This window comes from Thalassospira sp. CH_XMU1458, assembly GCF_037027205.1.
Lineage (GTDB): Bacteria > Pseudomonadota > Alphaproteobacteria > Rhodospirillales > Thalassospiraceae > Thalassospira > Thalassospira tepidiphila.
In genome coordinates, this window is record NZ_JAYMDW010000001.1 from 372,509 (window position 1) to 397,989 (window position 25,481).

A 25,481-nucleotide genomic window follows, 5' to 3' on the forward strand; every position below is an offset into this window, starting at 1 on the left:
AACCACAGATCATTAAACGCACATATGCATCTTCAGGACCTTAAAAAGAAATCTCCGACCGAGCTGCTTGCTCTGTCTGATGAACTCGAAATCGAAAACGCCAGCACGCTCCGCAAGCAGGAGCTGATGTTCGCGATCCTCAAGCAGTTGGCCGAGAACGACCACGCCATCTTTGGCGAAGGCGTTCTTGAAGTTCTGCCCGATGGTTTCGGCTTCCTGCGCAGCCCCGAGGCAAACTACCTTGCCGGCCCTGACGACATTTATGTCAGTCCGAGCCAGGTGCGGCGTTTTAGCTTGCGAACCGGCGACACCGTCGAAGGCCAGATCCGCTCCCCGAAAGAAGGCGAACGGTATTTCGCCCTGCTCAAGGTTGATAAGGTCAATTTCGATGCGCCGGAAAAAGTCCGTCAGCGCGTTAATTTCGATAACCTGACCCCGCTCTATCCTGATGAGCCGCTCAAGATGGAGCGTCAATCCGATCAGGAAGGTGCGAACAAGGACACCACCAACCGCGTGATCGAACTGGTTTCGCCGCTTGGTAAAGGTCAGCGTGCCCTGATCGTCGCACCGCCGCGCACCGGTAAAACCGTGATGCTGCAAAACATTGCGCACGCGATCGAGGAAAACCACCCGGAAGCCTATCTGATCGTTCTTCTGATTGATGAACGCCCGGAAGAAGTGACCGACATGGACCGTTCGGTGAAGGGCGAAGTCATTTCCTCGACCTTCGATGAACCGGCCCAGCGTCACGTTCAGGTCACCGAAATGGTTCTGGAAAAGGCCAAACGTCTGGTCGAACACAAGCATGATGTTGTCATCCTGCTGGACTCGATCACCCGTCTGGCACGTGCTTACAACACCGTGGTTCCGAGCTCGGGCAAGGTCCTGACCGGTGGTGTTGATGCCAACGCGCTGCAACGTCCGAAACGTTTCTTCGGTGCGGCCCGTAACATCGAAGAGGGCGGCTCTCTGACCATCATCGCAACCGCCCTGATCGATACCGGTTCGCGCATGGACGAGGTCATCTTTGAAGAATTCAAGGGGACCGGTAACTCCGAGCTTATCCTGGATCGCAAACTGTCTGACAAACGTATCTTCCCGGCGATTGATATCCTCAAATCGGGTACCCGTAAGGAAGAGCTTCTGGTCGACAAGAGCGTTCTGTCCAAGATGTGGGTGCTGCGTCGTATCCTCAACCCGATGGGTCCGCAGGACGCGATGGAATTCCTGCTTGGCAAGCTCAAGGGTACGAAGAACAACGACGACTTCTTCGATTCCATGAACGGCTGATGCCGCGCGGGCCTGATGGGCCCGATGTACTGGATCGTAAAAAACAAACGGGACCCTCTGTGGTCCCGTTTTTTTATTTCAATATCGAAATAACCGTTAAACAACCTCTATCCAAGGGCCAGTGTCACCTCTGCCAGACCGCTCCCCAGTTTCTGCCTATCCACACGGGCATCACCCGGCTCGATGGAAAAATTGTCGTCGCTCAGATGAATGCCGATATGATGCGTGCCGTAATTGAGCGTAATCGCCAATGTGTTGGCAGCCGTGATCTCGCACACCACCGATTCACCGGCCTCGATCCGGTTGGGCGGGGCGCTTTGCCAGCCATCCTTGGGGGCAAGGGCACTCAGATGCAGCGGGGTCTCGGCGTTTTCATTCCACAAGGTCAGTTTCAGGCGCATTTCCTGTGACATTATTGGCCTCTCCCGGGTCATGGCTTTGCTGTCAGTCTATCCTGTTTGCCGCTGTTTTTCACGGCTCTGCATGATTTTCATCGGGCGGAACGGATCAAGGCTTGAAACCGCGCAAAAGCCGTGGGACTCTGGGCAACCCGTTCACGATCATATCGCGCTTTATGCAGCTTCTACTCAAATCCGTTGATTTCGCCGCCCGTGCCCATCGCGACCAGCGTCGCAAAGGCGCTGCCCAGGAACCCTATATCAATCACCCGATCGAGGTTTCCCGCCTGATTGTTGAATGCGAACCGGGGACGGACGAGGATATTCTCTGTGCCGCCGTTCTGCATGACGTGATCGAGGATTGCGGGGCGACCCGCGATGAAATCGCCGCCTGTTTTAACGACATCATCGCCGATATCGTGCTCGAAGTCAGTGATGACAAGGCCCTGCCAAGGGACGAGCGCAAGGCAAAGCAGATCGAAACCGCCCCCAACCTTACCAACGGTGCCAAGCTTGTGCGACTGGCCGATAAGGTCGCCAATGTCGGTGCGATGCTGACCGACACGCCGGTTGGCTGGGATGAAAGGCAGATACTGGCCTATGTCGACTGGGCCGAAGCCGTCATCGCCCCGTGCCGCGAAGTAAGCGAAGGCCTTTCAGACCGCTTTGACGCGATTGCGCGCGATGTGCGGATGACCCACGGCAACTAAAAACCCGGTAATTCAACATTTACCGGGTTTCCAAGGCTGACTTGATGTCGCTTTGAACGTTATTTGACGTAGCTATCGGGGAAGGGCAGTTGTTCAACAGCCCGCCAGTCCGGCGTGACATAGTTGATAATCAGCGACTTCCGGATACCCGGAATGGTCCGTTTTTCAAAGCCGTGCCAGGTATTGTTGGAAGGCACAAAAATCAGGGCCGAGTTCGGCTTGAACGGTGATGCGCCGACATGGGTATCGGCATCCTTGTAGATATCGGTACCCAGGTTTTCATGCCCCGGCTCGTCGGAAAGATAGAGCAACATGGTAAAGCGCTTTACGCCGATATCTGTATGCGGCTGCAGCCAGAAACCATCGCGATCCTGGGCAAATTCCAGTCGAATGCGGGAATCACTCAGATCGGCACCAAACACTTCCTCGACCGTGTCGACAACTTCGCGGGAATGGAAAGCCTGCGCGATATTATTGGCGGCCTCGAATTTCGCAATGTTTTCCTGATCGAAGTAACGACGGCTTGAATTGTTGGCTTCGCGCGTGCCGGCATCATCAACTTCAAGAAACGGCGCATCAATCGGAAGGGCGCAAACGGCCTCTGCCATGCCTTCTGGCAAGACGTCTTCAAGGAACCAGTGCTGATAAGGATCCTGATAGGTTTTCGCCGATTTGAAGGCGGCGATGACAGATTGTTGTACTTTTGAAACAGACATTGCAGAGGTTCCGATATGCGAAGGCACAAGAAAAAAGCCGATCGCGCAATGTATCGGCTTTTTATCAAGTGTCCTATACTTTTCGCGTCAGGATTGATGCCTTATCAGACGGTAAAGACGATCGAACCGTTGGTTTTGCGGCTTTCAAGGTCGTCATGCGCCTTGGCAGCATCGGCAAGCGGGTAGGTCGCGGTGATGTCAATCGTGACAATGCCCGATTTCAAAACCTCAAACAGCTCATTCGCACTGGCCAGAAGCTCTTCACGGGTGGCGTTGTACTGGAAGATGCTCGGTCGGGTCAGGAAATAGGCGCCCGGGGCAAGCTGGGCCAGCGATACCGGCGGAACTGCACCCGAAGACTGACCAAAACTCACCATCATGCCAAGCCGTTTGAGGCACTTAAGCGAATCCTCAAACGTGTCCTTACCGACCGAATCGTAAACAACTTCAACGCCTTGGCCATTGGTGATTTCCTTGACCCGCTCTGAGACGACCTCGTCGCGATAGAGGATCGGATAGTCACATCCCTTGGCCTTGGCAATCTCGGCCTTTTCCTTGGACCCGACCGTTCCGATCACGGTCGCCCCCAGATGCTTGGCCCACTGGCAAACGATCTGGCCAACCCCGCCAGCCGCCGCATGGATCAGGATGGTGTCGCCCTTTTTGACGTTATAGGTCCGGCGCAAAAGATATTGCGCGGTCATGCCCTGAAGCATGGCGGCTGCGGCCAGTTCGAAACTGACATCATCGGGGATCTTGACCAGACCCTTGGCCGGCATCACGCGCGCCTCGGCGTAGGCACCAAGTGGCTGTGCGGCATACGCCACGCGATCGCCCACGGCCAGATCCGTCACACCCGGACCGACTTCCTCAATGATACCAGCCCCTTCAAGCCCAAGGCCCGATGGCATGCTGGGTGCGGGATAGACGCCGGAACGGAAATAGATATCGATATAGTTGAGGCCAACGGCCTTTTGCGCCAGACGGACTTCGCCTTCGCCCGGGGTGCCGACGTCGACGTCTTCAAATTTCAGGACATCACTGCCGCCGGTCTCGTAAAATCGGAATGCTTTGGTCATGGAAGACCTCCCTTTCTGCGTTTTCCAACGCCTGTTTCGTTAATGGGAGGAGTGTAGGTTAATCGCGATTGCTTTGCAGCACAGGATTGGAAGAATTCCATCCGAAACGACGTGATTAATCAATCCGATCGGGCAACCCTTTGCCGTTGTTCCACCAGCGATTGGGGTTGTCACTTTGCGGATTGTAGGCGGCGCGACTTGCCCAGTCCTCACGGACAAAGATCACCGGTTCCTCGTAGTGATGCGCATAGATGATCGCGTCCATGACTTTGGCGAGCGCCTTCTGGTCGCGATCAATCGAGATTTTGAGCTCGACCATCGGGTAGGTCTCAGTCGAACCGGCCGCAAATCCGTCAACATGTGTTGTGGTGGTCGATCCCGGTTCTGGCTGCGCGGTTTCTTTTCCCACTGCGGAAATGCTCGCATTGCGCTGATACCGTCCAAAGCCAAGCGGATGGACCTTCATAACTTCGTCAAGAATGCGATCCGTATCTTCGGGCAATGTCTGCACCTCGATGGTGAAAACCGGCACAAGTGTCCCGGATTTGGCGGTGTATCCCTGCAGGCTGTCCATCATGGTTCTCCGGTTGTTCACTTTATGTTCTATGCAACCGCATGGATTAATGCAATAGTGAACAGACCAAAAGACCAATGCCCATAACCCGGATTGCCCCATGTCAGTTATCAGCCACATCACCCTCGGAACCAATGACAAGGCCCGTTCCGCGCGTTTCTACGATGCCGTACTGGGCGCGCTGGGCTTTGACCGCTTGCCAAAACCGCCCGAAAAGCCGCTGGCTTATGAACGGGATGGACAGATGCCAACGATCTATATCTACAGCCCGGCAGATGGGCGCCCGGCAACGTGGGGCAATGGTACTCATATCGCGTTTCAGGCAGACCATCGCGATCATGTCGATGCCTTTCACGCAGCGGCGCTTGAACATGGTGGCATGGATGAAGGCCAGCCCGGCCTGCGCGCGCATTACGGGCCAAACTATTATGCCGCCTATGTCCGTGATCCGGATGGCAACAAGCTGCAAGCCGTGTGCTACGCCGAAGAATAATATTAAGTCTTTGAAAAACAGGACTAAAACGGAAGAGCGCCCTGATCACTCGGCAGCGGCAAATCCACACCTTCGATCTTTAAAAGCGCGCGCTTGGTTTCAAGCCCGCCATGGCCGGAATAGCCGCCCGGCTTGTCGCCGGTTGCCAGAACGCGGTGGCAGGGAATAAGGATCGGGATCGGATTAAGGCCGCACGCCGTGCCAACCGATTGAAATGCCTTGGGCGATCCGGCCATGGTGGCCAGTTCCTTGTAGGTCGCAGTCTTGCCCATCGGGATCTCGCACATTGCTTGCCAGACGGTTTTCTGGAAATCCGTCCCGTCAGGTGCGAGTGGCAAATCAAAGCTGTGCAAGCGCCCTGCGAAATAGGCGTTCAGCTGCTTTTGGGCTTCTTCAAGCAACGGTGTGCTTTCAATCTCGTCAACAAATCCCCAGTCAAGCGCAACGATTTGATCTTCAAATGCGAAAACCGTGAGTGCGCCGACGGGGCTGTTGAGCGAGATTTGCGGCATCGGGGCTAGGCCGCTTTGGCCGGCAAATCTGCCAGCATTTCGGTTAATTCTTCGACGCCTGTGACGGGTGCCGAACATACCGGCCCCTGACAGATATAGGCGGTTTCCTTGCCGTCAATCGCGGTCTTGCCCTGGGCCGGATGGCCATCGGGCAGGGGATCACCATCAGACAGGATCGTGATCGCCCGGTTGGGCAGATATGCACCAAAAATGGCACGCCGCATATCAAGATAGGTCTGGCTGCGCTCGTTGGCGATCAGCACGATCTGCACCGGATTTTGCAGCATTTCGGCCGCCATCATAAGGCCCGGCATGTTCGGGAATTGCTCGCTGATCCGCCCGCCAAAGGCCGCAAGGGTGATTTCCGCCTGATCGCGGTATTGCGCATCGCCAGTCAGGGCATAAAGCTTGGCCAGGTTCTGAGCCATGATCGCATTGCCCGATGGCACGGCATTATCCATGAAGGGTTTTTGGCGCACGACAAGGTCGCTGGCATCCGATGCCGACTGGAAATAGCCGCCCTTGGCATCGGCAAACAGGGTTTCGACCGCGGCCGACCACCGGATGGCTTCATTAAGATAGGCATCCTCGCCAAAGCATTCATAAAGCCTCAAGGCCGCGCGGATCATATGCGCATAGTCTTCCAGCATCCCGGCATGCTGCACGCGACTATTACGATAGCTGTGCAGGAAGCGGTCATCCTTCATCAGGGTGTTGATGACAAATCCATAGGCAAGCTTGGCATAATCCAGCCAGTCGGCACGGTGGAAGGTCATCGCGGCCTCGGCAAAGGCGGCAATTGTCATGGCGTTCCAGTCGGTCAGTGCTTTGTCATCCCAGCCCGGGCGAATGCGTTTGGCCCGTTCGGTCAGAAGCTTGGCGCGAAGCTCCACCAGCCTTTCCTCGGTCGCGTCATCGGCAAGCTCGAGCCCCGAGGCGGTGCGGTTAAGGATATTATGGCCTTCCCAGTTGCCACCCTTGGAAACGTCATAGAATTTCTTAAACAGTTCGGCATCACTGCCAAGGATCTGGTCAATTTCATCCTCGGACCAGACATAGAACTTGCCTTCGACCCCTTCGCTGTCGGCATCAAGGCTTGCGGTAAAGGCACCCCCGGGAATGCGCATTTCGCGCAAGATCCAGCCAATGGTTTCCTCGACCCGCTTGGCATAAAGCGGATTGGGATCAACCCGCCAGACATCACACAAAAGATCAATCAGCTGGGCGTTGTCATAGAGCATCTTTTCGAAATGCGGCACCAGCCACTGGTCATCGACGGCATAGCGGGCAAAACCGCCGCCCAGATGATCATAAATGCCGCCCTGGCACATGCGATCCAGGCTGTGTTTGACGATGCGTTTCAGCCCGTCATCCTCGGTGCGCACACCGGTCCGCCAGATATAGGATAAAAGGCTGGGCTGCGGGAATTTCGGCGCGCCGGATGTGCCGCCATTTTCCCCGTCCATGATCTGCAAGCAGCCATGACCGCAGCGATCAATCATCTCAAGACTGGGGACCGCGCCAACCGCCGCACTGTTCATTTTGATCAGGGCATTGGAAATCTGGCTGACATTGTGGCGGACATCATCGGGTTTTTCGGCATAAATCTTTGCAACGGTCTTAAGCACATCGCCAAATCCCGGCCGGCCATATCGCGCTTCCTTGGGGAAATACGTGCCGCCCCAGAACGGCTCGCCATCCGGGGTCAAAAACATCGTCAGTGGCCAGCCGCCCTGTTGGCCCAGAAGGGCCAGCGCATTCTGATAAAGCGCATCAAGGTCCGGGCGTTCTTCGCGGTCGAGCTTGATATTGATGAAAAGCTCGTTCATCAGGGCCGCAATACCCTCATCCTCAAAGCTTTCATGCGCCATGACATGGCACCAGTGACACGCAGCATACCCGACCGACAGCAGGATCGGTTTGTTCAATTCCTTGGCTTTGGCGAGAATTTCGGTACTCCAGGGCTGCCAATGCACCGGGTTGTCGCGATGCTGAACAAGATAGGGGCTGGTTTCCGAACCAAGATTATTGCGTGCGAGTTCCATTTTGTGTCCTGTGCCATCCATTAAGCCGATGGCTTTATCGTTTGCGGTAGCGCGATCTGCAATCACGCGCCAGTCATCAGTGCTGGCAATGCTTTATAAGGCTGTTTGCGTGATTCTAAGGGTTATGGCCTCATTCATAAAGGCAAATGGCCGAAATCTTTTATCGCAATATTGTGAAAGTTGCGGTCGCCGCATGCTCTTGCTTCCCATATGGTAGGGGCTGGTTGGCGTTATTGTGATTGCGAAGGCGGTTCTGGTGGGGATAATGGGCCAGCCATGCAAACAGCCAGTCACATAAAGTGACAGAGACCAAAAAACAAAACAGATCAGGAGACCAGGGCGATGAAAGTAACCGTGAACATTGATTGCACGCCGGAAGAGGCACGGACCTTCTTTGGTCTTCCTGATGTTCAGCCGATGCAAAAGGCGATGATGCAAGATATCGAAGACCGCATGAAAGCCAACCTGGCGGCGATGGATCCGGAAACCATGCTTAATACCTGGCTGCCACAGGGCATTCAGAACTGGGAACAGCTTCAGAAAGCCTTCTGGGGCCAGTTCAATGCGGGTACCGGCGGTACCGGTGACAAGGACAAAGGCTAGGCAGGCCCGCTATCATGCGTGAACACTACTATCAGGCACATGTCTTCGTGTGCCAGAACGAACGCCCCGCCGGCCATGAACGCGGATGCTGCTATTCCAAGGGCGCGACCAAACTTCGCAACTACATGAAGGTGCGCGCCAAGGAACTTGGCCTGCCACAGACCCGGATCAATACCGCCGGCTGTCTCGATCGCTGCGAACTGGGCCCGGTGATGGTGGTCTATCCCGAAGGTACCTGGTATCACTATGAGACGATGGAAGACATCGAGGCGATCCTCAATGATCATCTGATCGGTGGCAAGATCGTTGAACGCTTAAAGCTTAATCCCGATCAATAAGCGCCCCTGCGTGACCTTGCGTAATCAAACCGGCCCGCAATATATGTGTGGCCTGTTTTTTTGTGCCCTACTGCAAGGGATGCCCGTACCCGCCGCCGCGCGCACAGACTCTGTGCGGGCATGATGGGTCTTTTGGGCATTGTGGCCCAAGATGAGGCTGGATGCCCGCAGCAGAAACGATATCTAGCTGCCGTCTGCAATCCCGTCACCCCCGCGCAGGCGGGGGGTCCATGACGGGGCGAGGGCGGCTGCCAACGCGCACCCGATGATCCGCGCCACCAACACAAAGGTCATTAAACCCCTGTTGGTTATTTTCTGCCATATGTTGACCTTTGCGCCTGTCTGGACGATATCCTCCTCTGCCACGCAACCGCATTTTCAGAACTGACGGATCCGCCATGATTGCCAGCCGAGAAACCATTTTTGCCCTGTCCTCCGGCGCGGGGCGTGCCGGTGTTGCCGTGATCCGATTATCCGGGCCGCGTTCGGGGGCGGTGCTGTGTGCGTTATTGGGCCGCGATACAATGCCCAAGCCGCGCCATGCGATCTATGCCCCGATCCGCGATCCGCAATCGGGTGAGCGGCTTGATGATGCGGTGGCGATCTATTTCCAGGGTCCGGCAAGCTTTACCGGTGAAGACGTGGTTGAACTGCATGTCCATGGTGGGCGGGCCGTGATCGAAGGGGTTCTGGATTGCCTGTCGCGTCAGGACGGTCTGCGCGTGGCGGACCCGGGTGAATACACACGGCGTGCGTTTGAAAACGGCAAGATGGATCTGACCTCGGCCGAGGGGATCGCCGATCTGATTGACGCCGAAACCGCCGCCCAGCGCCGCCAGGCGGTGCGCCAGATGGCAGGCGAGCTGGGCACGCTGTATGAAGGCTGGCGTGCGCGCCTGATGAAGGCCTTGGCCCATATCGAGGCCGATATTGATTTCCCCGACGAAGATTTGCCCGATGGCATCGTGCCGGTGGTGCATGGCGATTTGCGCGCGGTGAATGACGAGGTCAAACGCCATCTGGCCGATAACCGCCGTGGTGAGCGCCTGCGCGAAGGGTTCCAGATTGTCATTTTGGGCGCGCCCAATGCCGGCAAATCGAGCCTGCTTAACCGGCTGGCTCAGCGAGATGCCGCCATTGTGTCCGAGATCGCGGGGACCACGCGCGACATGATCGAGGTTCATCTCGATCTGGGGGGCTTTCCGGTCACCATGGTCGATACCGCGGGCCTGCGCGAAAGCGGCGATGTGATTGAGTCCGAGGGTGTGCGCCGTGCGACCGAGCGGGCGGAAAATGCCGATCTGCGTCTGGTGGTGATTGATCGCAATGACTGGCCGAAGATTGATCCGGAGGCTGCCCGCCTGATAGATGACAAGACGCTGATCCTGATCAACAAGGTCGATGCGACCGATAGCAGCGCCATTCCGGCAAGCTGGCAGGGAACGTCGGTCGATGGTCGGGCGCTGGAGCTTCCCGTTTTACCCATATCGGCCATGACCGGGCAGGGGATGGAAAGCCTCTTGCAACTGCTGGAGACTCGCGTAAAAGAGGGGCTCGATTTTGCCGGGCCCGTGCCGCTGACACGGCTGCGCCATCGGCGGGCACTTGAAAGTGCCAGCGATCATCTGGATCGCGGATTGCAGACCGATATCGCAGAACTGGCGGCCGAGGATGTACGCCTCGCTGTCCGCGAAATCGGCAAGATTACCGGACGTGTCGATGTGGAAGATTTGCTCGATATTATCTTCGGGGATTTCTGTATCGGCAAATAGAGTTAGGGAAGAGTCGTTAGACTTGTCTCCCGAGAATGTTTCACGTGAAACATTCGTCACAAGGTTGACCATATACACCTATTCGAACCAAACAGGGTTCACACCCGCCGCGTGACAAGCAGTGGGGATTGAGTGAGGAAGTCGATGTCACAGAACGTGCCAAATAACCGCTTTGACGTGATCGTGGTCGGCGGTGGCCATGCCGGATGCGAAGCCGCTGCTGCCGCCGCGCGCATGGGCGCATCCACGGCACTGGTCACCCACCGTGCGGATCGCATCGGGGAAATGTCGTGCAACCCGGCCATCGGTGGTCTGGGCAAGGGGCATATGGTGCGCGAAGTTGATGCGCTTGACGGCGTGATGGGCCGCGCGATTGACCGCGCGGGTATCCAGTTCCGTATGCTCAATCGTTCCAAGGGCCCCGCAGTCCGTGGGCCGCGTGCGCAGGCAGATCGCAAGCTGTATCGCCAGGCGGTGCAGGATATGTTGGCTGAACAGGAAAACCTCACCATTCTTGAAGGCGGTGTCGAGGACCTGATCATTGATGACAATAATCGTGTTAAGGGCGTCGTCACTGGCGATGGCACCGAATACCTTGCCGGTGCGGTGGTGCTGACCACGGGCACGTTCCTTAATGGTTTGATCCATATTGGCGAGAAATCCGAACCGGCAGGTCGCATGGGCGACGCCCCGGCAACCGGACTTTCTGAGACGCTGGCAAAATATGATTTCCGATTAGGCCGTTTGAAAACCGGAACGCCGGCCCGCCTTGATGGCCGGACCATTGATTGGGCAAGTTTGCAGGAACAGCCGGGCGACACGCCGCCAGAGCCGTTTTCGTTCCTGACCCGCGAAATTACCGTGCCGCAGATTCCGTGTCATATGACCTGGACGACCGAGGCGACCCACGAAATCATTCGCGCCAATCTCGACCGTGCGCCGATGTATAGCGGCAAAATCAAAAGCAGCGGTCCGCGCTATTGCCCGTCCATCGAAGACAAGGTCGTCCGCTTCGCCGAGAAAAATCAGCATCAGATTTTCCTCGAACCCGAAGGGCTCGACGATCCGACCATCTATCCGAACGGCATTTCGACCTCGCTGCCCGAAGACGTCCAGCTTGCCATGCTCGCCACCATTCCGGGTCTGGAAAAGGTCGAGATCTTCCGTCCCGGCTATGCGGTGGAATATGACTTTGTTGATCCGCGCGAGCTGCGTCATACGCTGGAAACCAAAAAGGTCGCGGCCCTGTTCTTTGCCGGTCAGATCAATGGCACCACCGGCTACGAAGAAGCCGCTGGGCAGGGGCTTATTGCCGGTGTGAATGCCGCCCTGATTGCCGGGGGTGCTGAGCGCGAATTCGTTCTCGATCGGGCTGACGCCTATATCGGTGTAATGATCGATGATCTGGTGACCCTTGGCACGCGCGAGCCATATCGCATGTTCACCTCGCGCGCCGAGTATCGCCTGATGCTACGCGCCGATAACGCCGATCAGCGTCTGACGGATCGCGGTCTTGATATTGGCTGCATCGCATCGACACGCGCGCAGGCATGGGATGCCAAGAAATCTGCATTGAATGCTGCCAAGGCAGAAGTATCCGAGCTGACCGAAACCCCGAATGGTTTGGCCAAGTTTGATATCAAGATCAATCAGGATGGTGTGCGCCGCTCGGCCTATGACCTGCTGGCCTATCCCGATATTGATTTCGATACCCTGACCAAGGTCTGGCCGCAGCTGGGCGCACTTGACCCGGCGATCAAGGAACAGGTGTCAATCGATGCCCAGTATAAAGGCTATCTCGACCGCCAGGCGGCGGACATCGCGGCCTTCCGCCGGGACGAGGAATTGCGCCTGCCGCGCGGGCTTGATTTCGATAAGGTCGGCGGGCTGTCGGCAGAGATCCGGTTGAAGCTTAAAGAAATCCAGCCGGAAACCATCGGCGCCGCATCGCGCATTCCGGGTGTTACTCCGGCGGCGGTGACCGCATTGCTCGGTCATATTAAAAGCCACAAGCATCAGACGGCCGCCGTCAGCAAGACCGCCTGATCGGTCTTCGTCCAAACACACTATATAATGGGTCCGATCCGGACGCTTCTGATCCCCATTATAACGCCCGGCCAAATTCACTGGCCGGGCGTTTTGTTTTGGCTGGCGCGTCGGATGTAAGGGCAGGCGGATGAGACAGCCGGGTCATGTGGAAGTGTGGCTGGTCATCACCGGCTTCTGCCGAGTCGCAGGGGATTGTGGTTGGGCAAGGTGCCGGAGTCGCCCATGCGGTGTCGGTGGGGAGTCAAACTTCATCGAATGTGCGGTGTTTTGGGTCTGGAATGATGCGTTTTGGTGTCGGAATGTTTCACGTGAAACATTCGACGCTGTTTTTAGGTGTTTTATCGCATCCGACGCGGCCAAAAACACAAACGGACGAAAATCAAGACTGGTGTGTTTTTTGGGCTCGGCCTATAACTCAAATATGCAGACAATTTCCACACCCGTAAAAACATGGTTTGAGCAGGATTTGAATGTTTCACGTGAAACATTGGATCGCCTCAGCCAGTATGCAGACCTTGTCGTGAAGTGGCAGCCACGGATTAATATCGTTGGCGCCAGCACGGCCGAAGACGTTTGGGGACGTCATTTACAGGATTCTGCGCAGCTTTGGCCGTATGTTGAAGACATCGCCACAACCGGCAAAATCGTTGATTTTGGATCGGGTGCCGGGTTCCCGGGCATCGTTCTGGCGATCCTTGGCGCCAATAACGTCACCTTGATGGAATCCAACACCAAAAAGACCGTCTTCCTGATGGAAGCCGCCCGGGTTTGCGGTGTGCTGGATAAGACCGAAATTGCCCGTGAGCGGATCGAGGCGGCTGCCCCGCGGCAGGCCGATGTGATTACGGCGCGCGCCTTTGCCCCCTTGCCGAAGCTGTTGGAGTTGGGGCAGCGCCATTTGAAAGACGGCGGCCATTATGTGCTGCTGAAGGGACGTGCCTTTGAGGATGAGCTGGCGGACGCACGTGACGCTGGTTGGACATTTGATGTAACCACGCATGCCAGTCTGGTCGATCCGGACGGTGTCGTGATGATCTTAAAAGGAGTGGGCCGGTGACGGATGTTATTGATTTGCCGCTTTCGACGAAATCTGATGGTGCCGCGCATCGTCCGCGGATTATCGCCGTGGCCAACCAGAAGGGCGGTGTGGGCAAGACCACCACGACGATCAATCTGGCAACTGCACTGGCCGCGGTAAACCAGCGGGTTCTGATTGTCGATCTTGATCCGCAGGGCAACGCCAGTACCGGCTTGGGCCTGCGTCCGTCCGACCGCGAAATCAGTTCCTATGACGTGCTGATCAACGGCAATACCTTGGAAGAGGCACGCAAGGAAACCTCGATCCCGCGGCTCAGCATCGTGCCGTCGGGCATGGATCTTTCGGGGGCGGAGATCGAGCTGGTCGATTTCGACCGTCGCGAGATGCAGCTTAAGGAATCGCTTGGCAAATTGCCGCACGATGTTGATTACGTCCTGATCGATTGCCCGCCGTCGCTGGGTCTTTTGACCCTGAATGCGCTGGTGGCATCCGATGCGGTTCTCGTACCGTTGCAATGTGAATTCTTTGCCCTTGAGGGGGTCAGCCATCTGGTGCGGACCATCAAGCGGGTCAAGAAGGCGTTCAATCCGAACCTTGAAATCCAGGGCATTGTGCTGACCATGTATGACAAGCGCAACAACCTGTCGGCCCAGGTTGCCAATGATGTGCGCGATTATTTCGGGGATGTGGTGTATCGCACGGTGATTCCGCGCAATGTCCGTGTTTCCGAAGCCCCCAGCCACGGAACACCGGTGCTGGTTTATGACATGAAGTGCCCGGGTTCACGGGCCTATCTGAATCTTGCGAGCGAAGTCCTGAAACGCGAAGGGGTGAAAGCATGAGCGAAGCAAAAAAACGCGGGTTGGGCAGGGGACTGTCTGCACTTCTGGGCGAAGAGGATGAAGAAGTTGCGGTTGCCGCCAGTGGCGATAGCGCCGAGGCGGCCCATCCGGGACCGGGCGGGACGACGCAGCATATTGCGATTACCGATCTGAAACCCTCGCCGTTTCAGCCGCGCAGCAATTTTGATGATGACGCGATTGATGATCTGGCGGCCTCGATCCGCCAAAAGGGCATCATTCAGCCTATTTTGGTGCGGGCCTCTTCGACGGGTGAAACCAAATACGAAATCATCGCCGGTGAACGTCGCTGGCGTGCGGCGCAACGGGCACAGCTTCATGAAGTGCCGGTTCTGGTGCGCGAATTTGATGATCGCGAAACCGCCGAAATTGCCCTGATTGAAAACCTGCAGCGTCAGGATCTGTCGCCGCTTGAAGAGGCCGAGGGCTATAACCGCCTGATGAGCGAGTTTTCCCACACGCAGGAAGCACTTGGTCAGGCACTGGGTAAAAGCCGCAGCCACATTGCCAACAGCCTGCGTTTGCTGGGCCTGCCAGCCCCGATCAAGCAGATGCTCTCAGACAAGGTTCTAAGCTCCGGCCATGCCCGTGCATTGCTTGGGGCGGACAATGCCGTCGAGCTTGCGGCCCAGATCGTGAAAAAGGGTTTGAATGTTCGCCAGGCGGAGAAACTGGTCAAAACCGATGGTGGCAAGTCCGCGCGTCCGAAGAAATCATCAGGTCGGTCTTCGATCGAGAAAGACCCAGATACGGTGTCTTTGGAGCGCGACCTCAGCAACATGTTGGGGTTGGCGGTCAATATCGACTTTGACGGATCGGCGGGTAAAATCTCGATCCGTTATGAAACGCTTGAGCAGCTTGATGACATCCTGCAGCGCCTGACCCATGGCAAGGCCGCCGACATTTCCGATGACGCCGATGCTGATGCTGCGCCCGGCCCGGATGAAAACGAGTTCGATTCGATGTTTATCGAAGATGACGAGTTTGAAGCCGAATCGGTCGATGATGCGGAAAACGAAGACGAGGATGCGCTGACCAGCGAGCTCGAATCGATTGCCGATGCGGTTGATGGCGGCCGTGATCTTGACAGGATCGATGACGACAGCCCGATGATCGACGATGAGCCCGAGGGCGATATGCCGATCGCGCAGGAAGAAGTCGACGAAGATGTGCTGGAGGAGGTTGCAGATGGCACGGGAAAAAAGCCGTAACCAAAACCAGCATGAAGGATCTTGATCGCGACAAGATCGATCAGCTTAAGAAACTGAAAGCCGAGCAGGCAAAGGCGGCCGGCAAATCGGTTGAGGTGAAGCGGATCCTTTAGATATTTAACGCGGTGCGGGGATCATATCCCGGACCGCGTTTTTGCGTTTTGGACGCATTCCAGTCCTAGCACGCCAATAATATGGCAACGGCCTCAGTTAGCACAATGGCGCTGAAGACTGGCGAATCGGGTTGGTGGTTACCGTCTGACCTGTTTCTGGCGGGCAACGGCGACCTTGATCATGGCGCGATGGGCGATGGTTTCGGGGATGGCCAGGCCGCTTTTGCAGTCCTTTTCAGCTTCCAGCAGGATTCGCAACGCACGCTGCAGGTTATTAACCGCCCAGTAATTCAGATTGGCGCGAAACTGATCAGCAGCCTTGAAAAACAGCGGTGGGCGGAGCGATTTCATCGCCTGATCGGCGCTAGTACCCTGGGAAACCTGTCCCTTGACCAGATGAAGCTTCTGAAAATAGCTGATCATCATGCGCAATGCGCCGACCGGGTTAAGGCCTTCTTCGACCAGGCGGGTCAGGGCGGCATCGAGATTAACCACATTGCCCTGTGAGACGGCCTGAATGACATCGTCATAGTGGCGTGCGGAACTGTCGCCAACGCAGGCCATGGCGTGTGCCAGCGTGACCTGACCGTCTTTGAGCGCATAGAGGGCGAGTTTTTCAAGCTCGCTTCGTGAAATCATGCGGTCCGAGCCGAGATTGGCGACCAGATAGCCGGTGGCATCGCGGTCAATGCGCAGTTTGTGTTCTTCCATGATCGACTGGATCAGGCTTTCGATGTCGCGCGCGCCATCGGCATAGCAGGGCAGGGTCATGCCATTGCCGGCTTTTTCGACTGCCTGACGCAGTTTGGAGCGAGTCGGAAGGCTTCCGGCCTCAATCACAATCAGGGCATCGCCGGCCGGATCGCCGAGGAAATCGGCAATGACAGGAGCCTGCGCATCACCGATATCGCGGAGTCGGATCACACGGCGCCCGCCGCCAAAGCTCATGGCGGCGGCCTCGTCGCGCAGGCGGCTGGGGTCTTCCTTGAGTTGGGCGGTGCCAAGCTCGATCACGCGGAAGGGATCCTTGAGGTCCTCGACCACGGTTTTGGCCAGTTTGGTCGCACGTTCACGCACAAGGCCTTCGTCCTCGCCATAGATCAGGACCAGCTGCGCCTTCGCATCCGGGGCGCGCAAGAAGTTTTCAACCTGTGCTGCCTTGAGCTTCATGATGCGCCTTGTGGTTCATTAGGGGAGTGGGCGTGACGTGTGAACGGTTCGGAGAACGACGTTATTGGGACCGCAGGCCAATCGCCACCTGGTTGGCCAGCTGCTGGGCGAGGTTGCGTGCGGCATCTCTGCGCGCAGCATTTTTGGCCTCGATGCTGGCAAAATCCGAATCGACGATGTTGTAGCTGGTTCGGGCGCGAACCGATCCTTTGCGCAGGACCTTGGTATCGGTTCGGCGGACCAGTTCGTATTGTGCGTTAATCAGGAAATCGGCAATCGTTGCCTCGTTTTCCTTGGTAAAGCCTTGCTCGCTTGTCGATTCGCTCAGGGTCAACTGTAGGTCATAGAGCGGGTTGGCACTTTGCCCGCGTGGGGTCAGCGTCTCAAGCAGTGCATTGCGGGTCAGTTGGCCGACACGGTCATTGATCAGGGCGACTTTCACCTGGGCCATATTGGCTGCGGTGTTGTAATCGTCACCCGCTGTGGCATAGAGCGGGCGAAATCCGCAGGCGCTGAGCGTTGTCAGGGCCAGGAGTGCGAGAACCGGAAAAACCGCGCGCAATGTCATTCAGCTATACCTTCTTTATCTTTGGTCCGGGGCCGGCTGATGGGATCCTGTTCAATCCGGCCTTGGCGCCACAATAGTTCGGTTGCGATAAAAGGGCAAAACAGAGATAGGCTGCTGAGAAAAGAAATGTACAGTTCAGCATTGTGCGGATCCTGCTGCACCTTTTTGAACAGATTGCGCAGCTCGGCAATGGCGAGATTGTTTTTGCCGTTTCGTAATACCTCTGTCACCGCGTTCCGGGTATCCATGGTAGCCGTAAACTGTGGGCGCGAGTATCCCACACGCCAGACGTCACGTAACCAACGCCAATGACCAATCAGGCTGTTTTGTGTCAGGTGTAAGGGTCGGTGGGCTGGCACATCGGCTAGCAAAGCGAGTGACATGATATCGAACCCGACTTCATGATAGAGCTGTGCGCCATTGCCCACTGTTTCGTCGGTTGTTACCTTGGCAGGATGATCGCGCTGAGACGGGGGCGGCGAAAAATCCGGTGGTGATGCCTTAAGAACTGAGAAATAGAGTGCAGTGCGAATCGTCGCAAGACTGTCTGGTATCACCTCAAAAACATCACGTCGTTCTGCCGATACAATAAACCCCCAGTCGCATTGCAGCGAATGGGGGTTGTATTCAGACGATATATAAAGTGTGTCTTGCGACATCAGCCTTATTGAGAATTCGCACTGTCAATGCGCAGTTGACGGGCGCGGGTCAGGATAGCGTCTTCCATCGAGGTGACAGTTCCCGGTTCAACAACCGCATCCTGCCACTGGTTAGGCCCGACATTGACCTGGCGGAAGACGGAAACCTTAATGGCATCCGAGCGCAGGGCTGTGCCAAGGATGTAGGCTGTCAGTTTGAAGCGTTCATCTGAAGATTCCGGCGGCGTGTACCAGTCGGTAATAATTACACCACCAAACGGATCAGCAGAATTCAAGGGCATGAAGGAGAGGGTATCAAGTGTCGCACGCCATAGGAAGCTGTTAACACCGATGCCGGAACCGGAGCCTTCTTGCTTCTCTTCACCGCCGAAAATACTCAGTCCGTCCGATCCGAACAGTGAGCCTTGTTCCCTAATATCGTTGACTGTAGCACTTCTGCCATTGACACGTTGATCACCTGGTGCGGAACCGGGCATGTTTGCGTGGTCTGATTTACCCGCACAGCCGGACACGACGGTTAGAATGAAGAGAATGCCCAGTGACTTCGCGAGATAAGTCTGCACGTTGCGAACCTTCTTTAAGAATGCCTTTGTAATACGTGACCGCACTATAAGGCGGTTGGGCCAAACGGCAAATAAAAACATGTGTGGTTTTTGTGCAACATTTCTGAACAAATGTCGCATTTTGATCACACTATGATTGACGGGACGGACAAATGCTGGCTCCATAGCGTCGAACCGGACGGCAAAAGCTGTCCAAAATATTTGTATTGCGTAAAACGCATTCAAAGACGTTGAGGGAAAAGATGAAAAAGATTCTGGTAGCTTCCAGCGCACTCGTCGCTGTTGGTTTCGCAGGTGCAGCTCAGGCTTCTGAGCCGATCAGCCTGTCCGTAGGTGGTTACATGGAGCAGTGGGTAGGCGCTGCATCTGAAGAAAACCGCTTCGAATCCAAAAACAAAATTCAGTCCGACACTGAAATCCACTTCTCGGGTTCGACCACCCTTGATAACGGCATCGAAGTTGGTGCAACTGTCGAGTTCGAAGGTAACAACGGTGAAACTACCGCTACGAACGCTGCTGGCAATAACGTGACGACCGCTGCTTCGACCGTTGACGAATCCTGGATGTATGTCAGCGGCGGCTTCGGTGAAGTTCGTCTCGGCGCGGAAGACGGCGCAGCAGCTGACATGGGCATCACCGCTCCGTCCGTTGGTCCGGTTGGCGCAAACGACGGCGACCTTGGTAACTGGGTAACCACCAACGCAGTCCCGGATACCGTTCCGGCTGGTGGTGACTCCAAACGCGTTACCTACTACACCCCGACCCTTGGCGGCTTCAAAGCTGGTATCTCCTACGCAGACGACGACTCCTCTGAAAACAACAACACTGCCCAGACCGGCGATAGCCGCGTTTCTGGTGGTCTTGAGTACCGTGGTGACTTCGACGGCGTTTCCCTCGGTGTTTCGCTTGTTGGTGAGAGCTTCGGCGAAGGTGAATGGTACGGCGTAGGCGCGACCGTTGGCTTCGGCAACTTCACCGTTGGCGCTTCTGTATCTGAAACCGATGGCGAATTCGGCGCTGGCAAGCCGGCTGCAGGCGCGAACAAACTCGAAGACACCACCGATTTCGATATCGGCGTTTCCTATGCAATGGATGCAGCGACCGTTTCCCTTACCTATGCATATGGTGAGAACGACGGTTCCGCAACCGTTTCGGGCGTTGACGAAATCAACACCGTGCATGCGGGTCTCGACTATACCCTCGGTGCAGGCGTTAGCTGGCGTTCGTCGATCTTCTGGTTCGACGATCAGGGCGAAAACCCGGGTGCAGCTGACGACAACGAAGGTTACGGTGTTGTTACCGGCTTCCGTCTTGGCTTCTAATCTTTCCTAAGATTGGACGACAGATTGAAGGGGGTGGATTTTCCACCCCCTTCTTTTTTTTCCCGCCTGCCAATTCAGAGACGAACGCGTGTCTCCATCGAGCACAGTTTTGGCGCTACGTAACAGCGTTAAAAACTCGGTCGTAGTCAAAAAATCCGGGTGATGTCAAAGACGTCGTTCGTCTTGTTCATTGCCTTCCTCCGTCCAAGGTTCACCTTATCAATCGATATCAAGACTCAGATTTGTGAGAGAATCGAAACGCTATCATTAAATGACCAGAAGTTAGTTAGGTGTGCTTATGTGGGGTAATGTCGTATTACCTAATAAGTAACTGACTGATATATACCCTAATAGTTCCGATATCCCCCATATAAACGGCACAAACCAGTTGCAAAAATACAACACACCGTTATTTAACTGACCAAAATCCATTTATTATAATTGACCCTTATTCATTTCAATGGCCATATCACTCTCGACAGAACGAAGGGCCGTCCGGTTCAAACCCCTTCGTCCCAAAACGTCATTCTATTGAGGGTTATTATGAAAAAGATTCTTTTTGCTTCCAGCGCACTCGTCGCTGTCGCAGCCGCAGGTACCGCGCAGGCTTCCGAGCCGATCAAGCTTTCGGTTGGTGGTTACATGGAACAGTGGGCTGGTGTAGCTGACCAGGATGTTGGCGAATCCAAGAACGCCTTCCAGTCCGACACCGAAGTTCACTTCTCGGGCAAAACCACGCTTGATAACGGCATCGAAGTTGGTGCGAAAATCGAACTCGAAGGCGAAACCTCGTCTGACCAGATCGATGAACAGTACCTGTACATCAATGGTGGCTTCGGTGAAGTACGCCTCGGCAAAGACGACAGCGCTGCTGACTCGATGGGCTTCACTGCACCGTCCGTTGGTCCGGTAGGCGTCAACGATGGCGACCTGACCAACTGGGTTGATGCATACCTGATCGATACCGTTCCTTCGAGCGGCGACCAGAAACGCTTCACCTACTACAGCCCGAACATCAGCGGCTTCCAGCTTGGTTTCTCTTATGCTGATGATAGCGGTTCGAACAACAACGACACCGCAACTGATGGCGATAACATCCTCTCGGCTGGCATCAACTATCAGGGCGAATTCGATGGTATCGCGCTCGGGTTCTCTGCAACTGGTGAAAACCAGGGCGAAGGCAATTGGTATGGCCTTGGTGCGACCGTTGGTTTCGGCAACTTCGTAGTCGGTACCTCCTGGGGTCACATCGAAGACGATTATGCACAGGGTGAAAACTCCCGCACCGGTGACGACACCGACGCATTTGACGTTGGCGTCTCCTATGCGATGGATGCAGCAACCGTCTCTTTGACCTATGGTTATGCGGAATACGGCAACCGCGACATCGACAGCTCCTCTGATGGCGTTGATCTGTCCGGTACCGGTGAAGTCAGCACGGTTGACCTCGGGATGTCCTATGCGCTTGGCGCAGGCGTTGCATGGAAATCGTCAATCTTCTGGTTCGATGACGAATCCGATAACGCAGCGATCGCCGACAACGACGGCTACGGTGCGGTTACCGGTATCGCACTTACCTTCTAATTCTTCGGAATTCTGCAGGGCTTTGAAAGGGTGGCTTCGGTCGCCCTTTCTTTTTGCTTGTTTGGATGTTTTTCGACGCGATCACTGCGAACGGATTACGCTTTTGGTGGATTCAAGCTTTGGCGAGGTCTTGGGATATCAAGTCGCTGATTGCTGGAATGTCCGCGTCCAACTTGGAAACGCAGGGCACCGGTTTGTTTGTGACCAATGCCCGGGCCAATTCGGGATCACTTTTTTCCGGTGTGCCCGGCAGTGCCGAGATGGGGAGACCAAGACTGCCCATACAGCCGATTTTGCCATCCGGCGTTGCGCGCAGTTTTGCCAGCCCGCAGGGGGCGCTGCAATGTGGTCCCGTGAAATCACTTTGCCAGGCGCGTAAATTCGTATGTCGGCCCTGGAGCGTTTTGGCGTCGGCCGAACTGTAAATGCCAGTTCCTGGGGTCTGGAACAGTTTGGAGATGTGGGCGGGGCCGCTGTCGGCGACGACAAGATAATCCTGCTGTGCGACAAACGAGACCAGATCGCCAATCGTTTTGAAGCCATCGACAACCCGAATACTGTTTCCTGCAAGGGGACCAAGTGCGGCCTTGTAGGCTTTCATCACGCCCTGATAGGCATTGAGCACGAGGGTGATGTCACAATCCCGTTTGGCCAGCATGGCTGTAATTTCACTGACGAGCTTGGGGGGCAGGGTTCGTAACGGTGAGGATGCCATGGGCACAATCCCGACTTTAAGTCGCGTTCCCTTTGGTAGCTGTCGTTTCTCGAGTGGGACCGGGGGGAGGCCAAAGGCCTCGCAGAGTGCTTCTTCCGGATTGACCGGCATGGTGGCGATATCCCGCCAGCCTTCCATTTCACTGAGATCAATTAGGTAATCGAAACGTTTGAGCTGTGCGCTCGAGATAAACAGCTGAAAAATCTCGATTCCCTGCACCAGCGCAAAGATGTCCGATGCGCTGCCAGCGTTAAGAACGCCAATCCGGATATCGCCAAACCGTTGTTTGAGCGCCCGGAAAAACAGCGCCATGCCGACACAGTCGCCCAGCGCGTCATCGGGGATCAGAAACAGCACTGATTTTCCGGAAAAATCCCGTTCGCCCCAGCCATCACGCGGCAGAACCTGAAACCGATAATTGTCAGATTTGATCTTGACCCCGGACGCCGTTGCCAGAACCTGCCGCCGCAGCAGCGATGTTGCCCGAGTGAAATAGATCGGGCTGTTGTCTGAGCTCTGGCTAAGTTCGGAACTGACATTGGGCAGGCCAAACTGAAACGGCTGTTTGGAAGCAAAACGGGTGAATGTCTTGCGCGATGGGTGCGGGGCCCGGGGCATTTTGCGGGAGAACTCCGGTCAACGGGTGGATGGGGTGGTGGCAACAGAAAACCCGATCCCGGCGATGGAGGCAAGTGCGGAAGTCCGCAGGTTTCCGATTGTTTGTGCAGTTATGCCACCCAACCCAATCGGTGTGATGCCGAGCATGTGGCACATCCTTGAAATCTGGCGGATATCGGCGCGTGACATCAGATTTGCGCCCGGATGACTTTGGGTGGGGAAGATCGGGGAAATCAGGACACCGTCGGGACGCGCTGTTTCCGGAAGAAGGCCAAGACATTGAACCGTTTTTGGGGCGTGGCAGGCAGATGTGCGCATAAAGTGTACCGGAATTCGCTGATAAATACCGGGATCGGCCAGGGCACGGTATTCAGGGAAATGTAGACCGTCGGCATCGAGCCGGAGTGCGAGCCCAACGTCATTTGCCACAAGAAAGGGAATGCCCTTTGCGCGGCAGATTGTGCGGAGCTTTGCGCCGAGCTTTGCGCGCATTGGATGATCGTAATGGCGGAAAATGACCATGCTGTCGCGGGGCAGGGCGCGGATGGCGGGTTCCGGGTTGGGTAATCTTTGATCATCGGTCATCAGGACAATCGGCGGAATCGGGCAATTCGGGCCGCCATTGCGCAGGTTGAGCCTGCGTGCCTGCTTTAACAGGGCCTTATCCATTGATACACTCCCGACTTGGCAGCTATACCTGCCGTTCCTGAATGCGTTACCGATGAAGGACCACCCTCCATGAGCCATCATGATCTGTCATCTGGCAAAACCGACGTTGCCGACAACCTTGCCGAAATCCAGAGCAATATCAATGCGGCATGTGACGCCGCCGGTCGTGATCCGGGTGATGTGACGCTGGTCTGTGTCAGCAAGAACCATGATGCCGATCATGTGCGCAAGGCATTGGTGGATGGCAGGCGTGTGTTTGGTGAAAACCGCGTGCAGGAGGCGGCCGGGAAATGGCCGGAATTGCGTGCCGAGTTTCCTGATATCGAGCTGCATCTGATCGGGCCGCTTCAGACCAACAAGGTCAAGGATGCGGTTGCCCTGTTTGACGTGATTGAAACGGTGGACCGCCCGAAGCTGGCCAATGCATTGGCCAAACACCGCGATAAAACCGGTGCCTGCCCGGATCTGTTCATTCAGATCAATACTGGCGAGGAAGAGCAAAAGGCCGGCATCGCGCCAAAGGATGCCGATGATTTCATCAAGATGTGCCGCGAAGAGCTTAAACTTCCGATCATTGGCCTGATGTGCATTCCCCCGGTCGATGAGGAACCCGCTCCGCATTTCACTCTGCTTGGCAAGATTGCCGATCGCCATGGTCTTAAAATCAAAAGCATGGGCATGAGCGGCGATTACGAGGCTGCAATCCGGTTTGGCGCCACCCATGTGCGGGTTGGGACAGCACTTTTTGGCTCCCGGGGCTATTGATTGGCCTTAAAAGGCCTAAATTTCGGTATCTAAATCGATATTCGGGGCGAAAACCTGTGAAAAAGGCCATATTTTAGGTCGGTTTTGTGTATTTAACGCCAGATTGCATGATCTGGGCTGTTCTGTGGATAATCAGGGCGATAACATAGACGCCGTAACCCGACATCTGTGACAAAAAAATCCCGCATCAGCGGGATTTTCTTTTGGTGGGTTCTAAAACCAGTGTCTGATCAGGGGATTAGCTTGTAACCGCCTGGTTCGGTGATCAGGATCGCCGCGTTTGACGGATCTTTCTCGATTTTCTGACGCAGGCGATACACATGGGTTTCAAGCGTATGGGTGGTAACGCCAGCGTTATAGCCCCAGACTTCGTCCAGCAATGTTTCACGGCTGACCGGTTTGTCACCAGCCCGGAACAGGAATTTCAGGATCGAGGTTTCCTTTTCCGTCAGGCGGACTTTTTTCTCGGTCGCGGTTTCAATCAGGATCTTGGCACTGGGCTGGAAGCTATAGGGGCCAATAACAAAGACGGCATCCTCGCTTTGTTCATGCTGGCGGATATGCGCACGAATGCGGGCCAAAAGCACATTAAGGCGAAACGGCTTGGTGACATAGTCATTGGCGCCCGATTCCAGACCCAGAATGGTGTCAGAGTCACTATTGGCGCCGGTGAGCATGATGATCGGTGATTTCACATTGGCGCGCCGCATCAGTTTGCAGACATCGCGGCCATCCATATCCGGCAGGCCAACATCAAGCAGGATCACATCAAAATAGGAATCCTTGGCAAGATCGAGTGCTTCCTTGCCACTGTTGGCAACCACGCATTCGAAATCTTCATGAAGTCTGAGCTGTTCCGTCAAAGACTGGCTGAGCGCTGCATCGTCCTCAACCACCAGAACCTGTTTACCTGTCGACATTCACCATCCCTTGCTGCTTGTCAGATCCGCCGTCATATCCGGGGTCTGCGCCTGATGTTGATTTTACCGGCTTGTTTTTGTGGCGCTTTCGGGTCCGGCCCGCCATATATGCATTACGTATTCCGC

26 protein-coding genes are annotated in these 25,481 nt (G+C 55.7%); 13 read left to right on the forward strand and 13 right to left on the reverse strand.

The features are described 5' to 3' along the window. Positions 1 to 24 precede the first annotated feature (24 nt). Positions 25 to 1,290: a transcription termination factor Rho gene (gene rho, locus WBY09_RS01760; protein WP_008888761.1), complete on the forward strand. Its 1,266-nt coding sequence runs from the start codon at positions 25 to 27 to the stop codon at positions 1,288 to 1,290. A 107-nt stretch (positions 1,291 to 1,397) separates the two neighbouring features. Here the strand turns inward: rho and WBY09_RS01765 are convergent, their stop codons facing one another. Continuing rightward, entirely contained in the window at positions 1,398 to 1,703 is a 306-nt protein-coding gene (locus WBY09_RS01765) for a hypothetical protein (RefSeq protein ID WP_286791097.1), read from the reverse strand. 101 nt (positions 1,704 to 1,804) lie between these two features. Between WBY09_RS01765 and WBY09_RS01770 the strand changes: the two genes are divergently transcribed. Next, a complete protein-coding gene (locus WBY09_RS01770) occupies positions 1,805 to 2,398 on the forward strand; it encodes an HD domain-containing protein (protein WP_286791098.1) in 594 nt (197 codons plus the stop codon). Between the two features lie 59 nt (positions 2,399 to 2,457). On the opposite strand, the gene WBY09_RS01775 is transcribed toward WBY09_RS01770, so the two are convergent. The 3 genes from WBY09_RS01775 to WBY09_RS01785 all read right to left on the reverse strand — a co-directional run bounded on the left by WBY09_RS01775 (position 2,458) and on the right by WBY09_RS01785 (position 4,767). Further along, positions 2,458 to 3,114 (reverse strand): 2OG-Fe(II) oxygenase, encoded by a 657-nt coding sequence (locus tag WBY09_RS01775; RefSeq protein WP_286791099.1) that lies wholly within the window; start codon positions 3,112 to 3,114, stop codon positions 2,458 to 2,460. A gap of 104 nt (positions 3,115 to 3,218) precedes the next feature. Next, on the reverse strand, positions 3,219 to 4,193 hold the full coding sequence (locus WBY09_RS01780; protein WP_286791100.1) for a quinone oxidoreductase family protein: 975 nt from the start codon (positions 4,191 to 4,193) through the stop codon (positions 3,219 to 3,221). A gap of 115 nt (positions 4,194 to 4,308) precedes the next feature. Next, positions 4,309 to 4,767: a hypothetical protein gene (locus WBY09_RS01785; RefSeq protein WP_286791101.1), complete on the reverse strand. Its 459-nt coding sequence runs from the start codon at positions 4,765 to 4,767 to the stop codon at positions 4,309 to 4,311. 100 nt (positions 4,768 to 4,867) lie between these two features. Here WBY09_RS01785 and WBY09_RS01790 point away from each other — a divergent pair, with 100 nt between their 5' ends. Continuing rightward, positions 4,868 to 5,260 carry a VOC family protein gene (locus WBY09_RS01790; RefSeq protein ID WP_286791102.1) on the forward strand — a complete coding sequence of 131 codons (393 nt, stop codon included), beginning with the start codon at positions 4,868 to 4,870 and terminating at the stop codon, positions 5,258 to 5,260. A gap of 23 nt (positions 5,261 to 5,283) precedes the next feature. On the opposite strand, the gene WBY09_RS01795 is transcribed toward WBY09_RS01790, so the two are convergent. Beyond that, positions 5,284 to 5,772 carry a methylated-DNA--[protein]-cysteine S-methyltransferase gene (locus WBY09_RS01795; RefSeq protein ID WP_286791103.1) on the reverse strand — a complete coding sequence of 163 codons (489 nt, stop codon included), beginning with the start codon at positions 5,770 to 5,772 and terminating at the stop codon, positions 5,284 to 5,286. A 5-nt stretch (positions 5,773 to 5,777) separates the two neighbouring features. Continuing rightward, positions 5,778 to 7,817 (reverse strand): thioredoxin domain-containing protein, encoded by a 2,040-nt coding sequence (locus tag WBY09_RS01800; protein WP_286791104.1) that lies wholly within the window; start codon positions 7,815 to 7,817, stop codon positions 5,778 to 5,780. 342 nt (positions 7,818 to 8,159) lie between these two features. On the opposite strand from WBY09_RS01800, the gene WBY09_RS01805 reads away from it, so the two are divergent. From WBY09_RS01805 to WBY09_RS01835, 7 genes are all read left to right on the forward strand, one after another. Continuing rightward, entirely contained in the window at positions 8,160 to 8,420 is a 261-nt protein-coding gene (locus WBY09_RS01805; protein WP_008888754.1) for a DUF6489 family protein, read from the forward strand. 14 nt (positions 8,421 to 8,434) lie between these two features. Then, positions 8,435 to 8,758 carry a (2Fe-2S) ferredoxin domain-containing protein gene (locus WBY09_RS01810; protein WP_286791105.1) on the forward strand — a complete coding sequence of 108 codons (324 nt, stop codon included), beginning with the start codon at positions 8,435 to 8,437 and terminating at the stop codon, positions 8,756 to 8,758. Positions 8,759 to 9,156: 398 nt separating this feature from the next. Further along, a complete protein-coding gene (mnmE, locus tag WBY09_RS01815) occupies positions 9,157 to 10,530 on the forward strand; it encodes a tRNA uridine-5-carboxymethylaminomethyl(34) synthesis GTPase MnmE (RefSeq protein ID WP_197146318.1) in 1,374 nt (457 codons plus the stop codon). Between the two features lie 144 nt (positions 10,531 to 10,674). After that, entirely contained in the window at positions 10,675 to 12,576 is a 1,902-nt protein-coding gene (gene mnmG, locus WBY09_RS01820; RefSeq protein WP_336231859.1) for a tRNA uridine-5-carboxymethylaminomethyl(34) synthesis enzyme MnmG, read from the forward strand. A 148-nt stretch (positions 12,577 to 12,724) separates the two neighbouring features. Continuing rightward, complete coding sequence (gene rsmG, locus WBY09_RS01825) at positions 12,725 to 13,636, forward strand: 16S rRNA (guanine(527)-N(7))-methyltransferase RsmG (protein ID WP_336231860.1); 912 nt, start codon at positions 12,725 to 12,727, stop codon at positions 13,634 to 13,636. Beyond that, positions 13,633 to 14,460 (forward strand): ParA family protein, encoded by an 828-nt coding sequence (locus WBY09_RS01830; RefSeq protein WP_008888748.1) that lies wholly within the window; start codon positions 13,633 to 13,635, stop codon positions 14,458 to 14,460. Before rsmG ends, WBY09_RS01830 begins: the two co-directional genes overlap by 4 nt. Beyond that, complete coding sequence (locus WBY09_RS01835) at positions 14,457 to 15,689, forward strand: ParB/RepB/Spo0J family partition protein (protein ID WP_336231861.1); 1,233 nt, start codon at positions 14,457 to 14,459, stop codon at positions 15,687 to 15,689. The genes WBY09_RS01830 and WBY09_RS01835 overlap by 4 nt, the downstream gene beginning before the upstream one ends. A gap of 251 nt (positions 15,690 to 15,940) precedes the next feature. Here the strand turns inward: WBY09_RS01835 and holA are convergent, their stop codons facing one another. From holA to WBY09_RS01855, 4 genes are all read right to left on the reverse strand, one after another. Next, complete coding sequence (gene holA, locus WBY09_RS01840; protein ID WP_286791108.1) at positions 15,941 to 16,972, reverse strand: DNA polymerase III subunit delta; 1,032 nt, start codon at positions 16,970 to 16,972, stop codon at positions 15,941 to 15,943. A 61-nt stretch (positions 16,973 to 17,033) separates the two neighbouring features. Beyond that, positions 17,034 to 17,540, reverse strand: a complete 507-nt coding sequence (locus WBY09_RS01845; protein ID WP_286791109.1) for an LPS assembly lipoprotein LptE — start codon at positions 17,538 to 17,540, stop codon at positions 17,034 to 17,036. Beyond that, positions 17,537 to 18,199, reverse strand: a complete 663-nt coding sequence (locus tag WBY09_RS01850; protein WP_336231862.1) for a hypothetical protein — start codon at positions 18,197 to 18,199, stop codon at positions 17,537 to 17,539. Before WBY09_RS01850 ends, WBY09_RS01845 begins: the two co-directional genes overlap by 4 nt. 5 nt (positions 18,200 to 18,204) lie before the next feature. Continuing rightward, a complete protein-coding gene (locus WBY09_RS01855; protein ID WP_336231863.1) occupies positions 18,205 to 19,035 on the reverse strand; it encodes a DUF3576 domain-containing protein in 831 nt (276 codons plus the stop codon). Between WBY09_RS01855 and WBY09_RS01860 the strand changes: the two genes are divergently transcribed. Then, positions 19,005 to 20,084, forward strand: a complete 1,080-nt coding sequence (locus WBY09_RS01860) for a porin (protein ID WP_286791111.1) — start codon at positions 19,005 to 19,007, stop codon at positions 20,082 to 20,084. The two genes, WBY09_RS01855 and WBY09_RS01860, sit on opposite strands and share 31 nt — an antisense overlap. A 543-nt stretch (positions 20,085 to 20,627) precedes the next feature. Then, positions 20,628 to 21,668 carry a porin gene (locus tag WBY09_RS01865; protein WP_064780465.1) on the forward strand — a complete coding sequence of 347 codons (1,041 nt, stop codon included), beginning with the start codon at positions 20,628 to 20,630 and terminating at the stop codon, positions 21,666 to 21,668. A 112-nt stretch (positions 21,669 to 21,780) separates the two neighbouring features. Here WBY09_RS01865 and WBY09_RS01870 read toward each other — a convergent pair whose 3' ends face one another. Then, positions 21,781 to 23,001 (reverse strand): glycosyltransferase family 9 protein, encoded by a 1,221-nt coding sequence (locus WBY09_RS01870; RefSeq protein ID WP_286791112.1) that lies wholly within the window; start codon positions 22,999 to 23,001, stop codon positions 21,781 to 21,783. 18 nt (positions 23,002 to 23,019) lie between these two features. Beyond that, a complete protein-coding gene (locus WBY09_RS01875) occupies positions 23,020 to 23,670 on the reverse strand; it encodes a thiamine phosphate synthase (RefSeq protein WP_197146314.1) in 651 nt (216 codons plus the stop codon). A 69-nt stretch (positions 23,671 to 23,739) separates the two neighbouring features. On the opposite strand from WBY09_RS01875, the gene WBY09_RS01880 reads away from it, so the two are divergent. Then, positions 23,740 to 24,435 carry a YggS family pyridoxal phosphate-dependent enzyme gene (locus WBY09_RS01880; RefSeq protein WP_197146313.1) on the forward strand — a complete coding sequence of 232 codons (696 nt, stop codon included), beginning with the start codon at positions 23,740 to 23,742 and terminating at the stop codon, positions 24,433 to 24,435. Positions 24,436 to 24,665: 230 nt separating this feature from the next. On the opposite strand, the gene WBY09_RS01885 is transcribed toward WBY09_RS01880, so the two are convergent. After that, the gene (locus tag WBY09_RS01885) at positions 24,666 to 25,355 is read right to left on the reverse strand and encodes a response regulator transcription factor (protein WP_008888737.1); all 690 of its coding nucleotides are present in this window, start codon (positions 25,353 to 25,355) and stop codon (positions 24,666 to 24,668) included. Positions 25,356 to 25,481: the final 126 nt, after the last annotated feature.

What these genes read in the sequence shown, in the direction of transcription:
- WBY09_RS01785 (WP_286791101.1), bottom strand. Translation starts at nt 4,767, where the DNA reads ATGGACAGCCTGCAGGGATACACCGCCAAATCCGGGACACTTGTGCCG.
- WBY09_RS01885 (WP_008888737.1), bottom strand. Translation starts at nt 25,355, where the DNA reads ATGTCGACAGGTAAACAGGTTCTGGTGGTTGAGGACGATGCAGCGCTC.
- WBY09_RS01765 (WP_286791097.1), bottom strand. Translation starts at nt 1,703, where the DNA reads ATGTCACAGGAAATGCGCCTGAAACTGACCTTGTGGAATGAAAACGCC.
- WBY09_RS01790 (WP_286791102.1), top strand. Translation starts at nt 4,868, where the DNA reads ATGTCAGTTATCAGCCACATCACCCTCGGAACCAATGACAAGGCCCGT.
- WBY09_RS01860 (WP_286791111.1), top strand. Translation starts at nt 19,005, where the DNA reads ATGAAAAAGATTCTGGTAGCTTCCAGCGCACTCGTCGCTGTTGGTTTC.
- WBY09_RS01880 (WP_197146313.1), top strand. Translation starts at nt 23,740, where the DNA reads ATGAGCCATCATGATCTGTCATCTGGCAAAACCGACGTTGCCGACAAC.
- WBY09_RS01850 (WP_336231862.1), bottom strand. Translation starts at nt 18,199, where the DNA reads ATGTCGCAAGACACACTTTATATATCGTCTGAATACAACCCCCATTCG.
- WBY09_RS01845 (WP_286791109.1), bottom strand. Translation starts at nt 17,540, where the DNA reads ATGACATTGCGCGCGGTTTTTCCGGTTCTCGCACTCCTGGCCCTGACA.
- mnmE (WP_197146318.1), top strand. Translation starts at nt 9,157, where the DNA reads ATGATTGCCAGCCGAGAAACCATTTTTGCCCTGTCCTCCGGCGCGGGG.
- mnmG (WP_336231859.1), top strand. Translation starts at nt 10,675, where the DNA reads ATGTCACAGAACGTGCCAAATAACCGCTTTGACGTGATCGTGGTCGGC.
- WBY09_RS01870 (WP_286791112.1), bottom strand. Translation starts at nt 23,001, where the DNA reads ATGCCCCGGGCCCCGCACCCATCGCGCAAGACATTCACCCGTTTTGCT.
- holA (WP_286791108.1), bottom strand. Translation starts at nt 16,972, where the DNA reads ATGAAGCTCAAGGCAGCACAGGTTGAAAACTTCTTGCGCGCCCCGGAT.
- WBY09_RS01835 (WP_336231861.1), top strand. Translation starts at nt 14,457, where the DNA reads ATGAGCGAAGCAAAAAAACGCGGGTTGGGCAGGGGACTGTCTGCACTT.
- WBY09_RS01875 (WP_197146314.1), bottom strand. Translation starts at nt 23,670, where the DNA reads ATGGATAAGGCCCTGTTAAAGCAGGCACGCAGGCTCAACCTGCGCAAT.
- WBY09_RS01780 (WP_286791100.1), bottom strand. Translation starts at nt 4,193, where the DNA reads ATGACCAAAGCATTCCGATTTTACGAGACCGGCGGCAGTGATGTCCTG.
- WBY09_RS01800 (WP_286791104.1), bottom strand. Translation starts at nt 7,817, where the DNA reads ATGGAACTCGCACGCAATAATCTTGGTTCGGAAACCAGCCCCTATCTT.
- WBY09_RS01810 (WP_286791105.1), top strand. Translation starts at nt 8,435, where the DNA reads ATGCGTGAACACTACTATCAGGCACATGTCTTCGTGTGCCAGAACGAA.
- WBY09_RS01865 (WP_064780465.1), top strand. Translation starts at nt 20,628, where the DNA reads ATGAAAAAGATTCTTTTTGCTTCCAGCGCACTCGTCGCTGTCGCAGCC.
- rho (WP_008888761.1), top strand. Translation starts at nt 25, where the DNA reads ATGCATCTTCAGGACCTTAAAAAGAAATCTCCGACCGAGCTGCTTGCT.
- WBY09_RS01775 (WP_286791099.1), bottom strand. Translation starts at nt 3,114, where the DNA reads ATGTCTGTTTCAAAAGTACAACAATCTGTCATCGCCGCCTTCAAATCG.
- WBY09_RS01805 (WP_008888754.1), top strand. Translation starts at nt 8,160, where the DNA reads ATGAAAGTAACCGTGAACATTGATTGCACGCCGGAAGAGGCACGGACC.
- WBY09_RS01795 (WP_286791103.1), bottom strand. Translation starts at nt 5,772, where the DNA reads ATGCCGCAAATCTCGCTCAACAGCCCCGTCGGCGCACTCACGGTTTTC.